The sequence below is a fragment of the Alcanivorax sp. HI0007 genome (assembly GCF_001635525.1).
GTDB lineage: Bacteria > Pseudomonadota > Gammaproteobacteria > Pseudomonadales > Alcanivoracaceae > Alcanivorax.
In genome coordinates this window covers 1-4,283 of sequence record NZ_LWEJ01000245.1, presented here as the reverse complement: position 1 = coordinate 4,283, position 4,283 = coordinate 1, and the positions used below count along the sequence as shown (strand labels likewise).

At 61.3% G+C, this 4,283-nt stretch carries 5 protein-coding genes; all 5 read right to left on the bottom strand.

The window, feature by feature from the left end:
- Window positions 1–802 (bottom strand): TRAP transporter TatT component family protein (locus A3714_RS13065; protein WP_063527191.1); only part of this gene is annotated, 802 nt, incomplete at its 3' end.
- 72 nt (window positions 803–874) lie between these two features.
- Window positions 875–1,696, bottom strand: coding sequence for a rhomboid family intramembrane serine protease (locus A3714_RS13060; protein WP_063509353.1), 822 nt, complete (start codon window positions 1,694–1,696; stop codon window positions 875–877).
- Window positions 1,687–2,730 (bottom strand): aminopeptidase, encoded by a 1,044-nt coding sequence (locus tag A3714_RS13055; RefSeq protein ID WP_063509352.1) that lies wholly within the window; start codon window positions 2,728–2,730, stop codon window positions 1,687–1,689. The genes A3714_RS13060 and A3714_RS13055 overlap by 10 nt, the downstream gene beginning before the upstream one ends.
- Before the next feature lie 9 nt (window positions 2,731–2,739).
- Window positions 2,740–3,306 (bottom strand): elongation factor P-like protein YeiP, encoded by a 567-nt coding sequence (yeiP, locus tag A3714_RS13050; protein ID WP_062816805.1) that lies wholly within the window; start codon window positions 3,304–3,306, stop codon window positions 2,740–2,742.
- 187 nt (window positions 3,307–3,493) lie between these two features.
- Complete coding sequence (locus A3714_RS13045; RefSeq protein WP_082844751.1) at window positions 3,494–4,279, bottom strand: 1-acyl-sn-glycerol-3-phosphate acyltransferase; 786 nt, start codon at window positions 4,277–4,279, stop codon at window positions 3,494–3,496.
- Window positions 4,280–4,283: the final 4 nt, after the last annotated feature.

Here is a 4,283-nt window from a genome sequence, read left to right as displayed (position 1 = left end):
CATAGGTATTCTGCAGGGTCAGACCATGCACCTGCGGATCAGCGGCGAGGACATCCTCGAGCAGGCTATCATGCAGCTCACGGTCAAACACCAAACGGGCATACTTTTCGGCATAAAGCACCGGAGCCAGCAGGTTCTGACCCTCTGACAGGGTCATGGCCTGCTCAAAATGGGCCCTGGCCTGGTCCGGCTTGCCTCCCAGGGACGCGGGCAGGATGCTGCTCAGTACCCCCAGGTACATGTGCGCCTGGCCATACTGGTAACCCTCATCCAGAGCCACTACACGCTCCATGATGGCTTCCACGCGGCCAAGCTCGGCCACCGCGTTCCAGTCGCTGGTGTTCTGCTGAATATACCCGGCCCAGGCACTGCCCAGGGTGAACAGCATGGGCACATCGCCCTTGTCGGCGTCTTCCAGCAGTGCCTCGAACTCGGGCACGGACAGCGCACGCAGTTCGCAGTAATCATCATCATGGGCACAGGCGGAACGGAAGGCATAACCCAGCGCCTTGTCGCTGAGCTTGCGGGCCCGTTTCGGGTCTTCCACAAACAGGCCCGCATAGGCGCCATAAAGGTCTGCCCCGCTGGCCAGCATGGAAGCGCTGTCGGGCCAGTTTTCGATCAGGCCGTCTACCATCAACAGATAGGTGGGCAGGCCCTCGGCCACCAGCTCGAGATCATTGTTGTTCAATACCCCATAGGGCAGGTTGTCGTCGATGCTGGCCAGGGAACAGCCCTGCAAGGAAACGACCGCTGCAACTAGGAGAGAGGGAACCAACCCGGGTAGGACGCGCCACTGCATAGGTCGCCGGTATCCTTTCATTATTGTGACTGATTGTTTTGGCTGTCTTTATAGCAGTACGACCGGGGTAACTCAAACGGCCCCGGCCCCCTGTGCCCGGCGCCAGAGACCGAAACCGGCCCCCAGCAGACAACCGCTGACCAGCCCCGCCAGATGCGCCGCATTGGCCACCACACTGGAGAGCCCCACAAAACAGATCACCATCCAGGCCAGCATGAAGATGACAATTTCCCGTCGCAGGGGGTAACCGGATTGGGGATTTACCTTGCCGTAAATCCACAGATAGCCAAGCAGTCCGTACACCACCCCGGACAAACCACCGAACATGGGGCCGGTATGGAAAAACTGGGCCACATTGGCGGTGATGCCGGTGACCAGGGTAACCAGCACCAGCTGGCCACTGGACTGGAAGCGCTCGATCAGGCGCCCCAGGTCCGACCACCAGAGCAGATTGAACAGCAGATGCAACAGGGAAAAGTGCAGCAGCATGGGGGTCACAAGCCGCCAGGGCTGGCTTTCCAACCCGTCCAGCGCCGCCGGGAATAACAACGCCCGGTAGACACCATCTCCCATCAGATACGGCGTCAGGTATACCAGCACGCTGACAATCAGCACGATGCGGGTGACCCAGCCCAGGCTGGCAAACCAGCCCCCGGACATGAGTGGCTGGGGCCGACCGGTGAGGGGCTCCACCGGCTGGCGACCCTGCTGATGCCTGAGATCGGTAATCAGCTCTTCCAGCAAGGCCTTGGCAGGGTTGTACTGGGCCGGATCCTGCAGGTCGATAATCTGCTCACCGCCCTCTTCCCGGCGCACTACCGAAAAGCCGTTCCGCTTGAGGGTGTGCTCAAACAGCTCGGCCAGTTCCGGTTGCGGGGTGCGGATCAGTTCCATGTGAGTTCCTTGAGGGTCTCGGTACGTTGCAGGCTATCCTGCTCAGCCAGGGTTTCCACCTGCTGCCAGAAACAGTCCCAGTCCCGCCGGCATTGTTCCAGCAGGCGGGCAAAAGCCGGCACATAATCATTGTAGTCACTGACACCGTTTAGCTGGGCATTGTTCAACGGCCCGTCAAAGTACCCCTGATAACCGGCCAGGGCCGGCAGGCTCTGTTGCTCGCGGGCAAAGCGCTCCCGGGCCTGCTGCTGGATGCGGGCTTTCTCGAGGGCCATGACCGCCTCGTCCTGCTCGCTGGCATACAGCTGCCTGAGCGCCTCACGGGTATCGGTGACGATGGCCAGAAAAGCCTGGCGGACCTGCTCACGACGCTGCCAGAAATTGGCCGGCAACGGCGTACCAGTGGCGGCAAAGAAATCCACCGCGCCCTCACGACCCACCAGGGTGGCCAAGGATTCATTGAAACGGGTGTCGTTCTTGATATACAGGCGGCGGTGGGCCAGCTCGTGGATCAACAGTTCCGCCAGGGCCGGCTCAGAGCGTTGCAGCATGGGCGTGGTCAACGGATCGGCAAACCAGCCGAGGGTGGAATAGGCAATAGCACCGCCCACGTAGGTATCCAGCCCTTGTTCGCTGAGGCGTGCGGCCGCCTTTTCCGCCGCCGGGCGCTGGAAATACCCCCGGTAGCTGACACAGCCAATCAGCGGGTAACACCAGGTTTTGGGCGTCAGTGACCAGGCCGGTGTCGCCAGCACATTCCACACCACGGCGTCCTGCTCCAGGGCCACGTACTGGTGATAGACATCCTCGGCGGGCAGCGCCAGCTGGTCCCCGGCAAAGCGTACCACCTGCTGGCTGAACAGCAGGGAATGGGCAATCTGTGGAGGGGTTTGGGGGTCCGCCAGCACCGCCTCCAGGGGTTCACGCTGGCCCATCAGCGACAAATGTCCTTTGGCGGCCTGGCTGTAATAGCCAAGCTGGCAACCGGCAAGCAGCGTCATAGCCGCCAGCGTGACACCCCGTAATACCCTCATGATCCGGGATCAGGCCCGGGACATGAATTTGCGCTCGGCGGTGTTCACCCGCACCTTTTCCCCTTCCACGATATATTCCGGCACCTGCACCACCAGCCCGGTATTCAGGGTGGCCGGCTTGGTGCGTGCGGAGGCAGAGGCCGCTTTCATGGCCGGGGCGGTCTCGGTGACTTCCAGCACCACCGACGCAGGCAGCTCCAGGCCGATCACCGCATCGTCCACCCGCAGCGCCAGCAGACCTTCGGTGTTTTCAGTAATAAAGGCCAACTCGTCGGCAATGTCCTCGGCCTTGAGCAGGTACTGTGAGAAATCCTCGTTATCCATGAAGATGTAATCATCACCATCCACATAGGAAAACTGCACCGGCCGGCGCAGGAGTTCCACGGTGGTTACCTCATCATCCCCCTTGTAGCGTTCTTCAAACTTGGGTCCACCGCCCACCGCACTGGCTTTCACCCGATACAAGGTCGCCGCCCCCCGGGCCGAGGGCGACTGCACCTCGATCTGGCGAATGGCGTAAAGGGTACCGTTGGCTTCGATAACGTCGGATTTCTTCAGATCGCTGGCGCGGGTCATGGTTGGGGAGGGTCCTTGGTGTGTTGGAAGGGCAGATGCTAGCCAGTTAACAGTGAATAGTGAATAGTGAACCGTTAACAGCGACGCGAAACCAGCTCTTCGGGTTTTTAAACGCAAGAGGCCGCGCCCAACGTGCGGGCGCGGCCTCTTGCGCTTGGAACCCATGACGGTCCAATCCGCGACGCAGTTAACTATTCACTGTTAGCTGCTCCGCCACCTTCCCATGTGCCGCCTCACACAACTCCTTCCGGTCCGTGCCCTGAGCCGATACCGGTTCGCAGAAGTGCAGGCGCACGCGGATTCGGTTGCGCAACAGCATGGCCCAGAGATGATGGTGGAATTCGTCGTCACCGATGAAGGCCATGGCAGCGTCCGGGGCGCCGCTGTCGTCCAGGTAGCGCACCGCCAACGGTTGTACCGGCACATCGGCCATCAGCGGCGCATCGAACAGTTGCGGAAAGAAACGACGCAGGCCAGTGCCATCGGTGGTGGTCCCTTCCGGAAATACCAGTACGGTGTGCCCGAGCTTCAGGCGCTCGGCAATTTCCAGGGCCTTGCGGCCGGACTCGCCGCTGCCCCGCTTGATGAACAGGGTGCCCATGGCGCGGGCCAAGGTGCCGATTAACGGCCAGTCTCCCACTTCCGCCTTGGACAGGAAATACAGATGGCGCTGGCTGGCGATCAACGGGATATCCAGCCAGGACACATGGTTGCTGACTAGAAACACCGGGGCATCGACCGGGCTGCCGGTGACGGTGAGCTCCACGCCGAGGATACCCAGAAAACGACGGCACCAGCGCTGTTTGGCCGCCAGCACCACGGGGCGGTAAGGCGACCAGAAGGCCCCCAGCAGAAAGGCCAACACAAAGCCCCACAGCAGATAAAGCACGATGCGGGCAACCCGGAACATCCTGCGCAGTTGCGGCCAGAGGCCGCTGCCCTCATAAGGACTGACGCTGACGCTATCGTTCATTGCT

What these genes read in the sequence shown, in the direction of transcription:
- A3714_RS13045 (WP_082844751.1), bottom strand. Translation starts at nt 4,279, where the DNA reads ATGAACGATAGCGTCAGCGTCAGTCCTTATGAGGGCAGCGGCCTCTGG.
- yeiP (WP_062816805.1), bottom strand. Translation starts at nt 3,306, where the DNA reads ATGACCCGCGCCAGCGATCTGAAGAAATCCGACGTTATCGAAGCCAAC.
- A3714_RS13055 (WP_063509352.1), bottom strand. Translation starts at nt 2,730, where the DNA reads ATGAGGGTATTACGGGGTGTCACGCTGGCGGCTATGACGCTGCTTGCC.
- A3714_RS13060 (WP_063509353.1), bottom strand. Translation starts at nt 1,696, where the DNA reads ATGGAACTGATCCGCACCCCGCAACCGGAACTGGCCGAGCTGTTTGAG.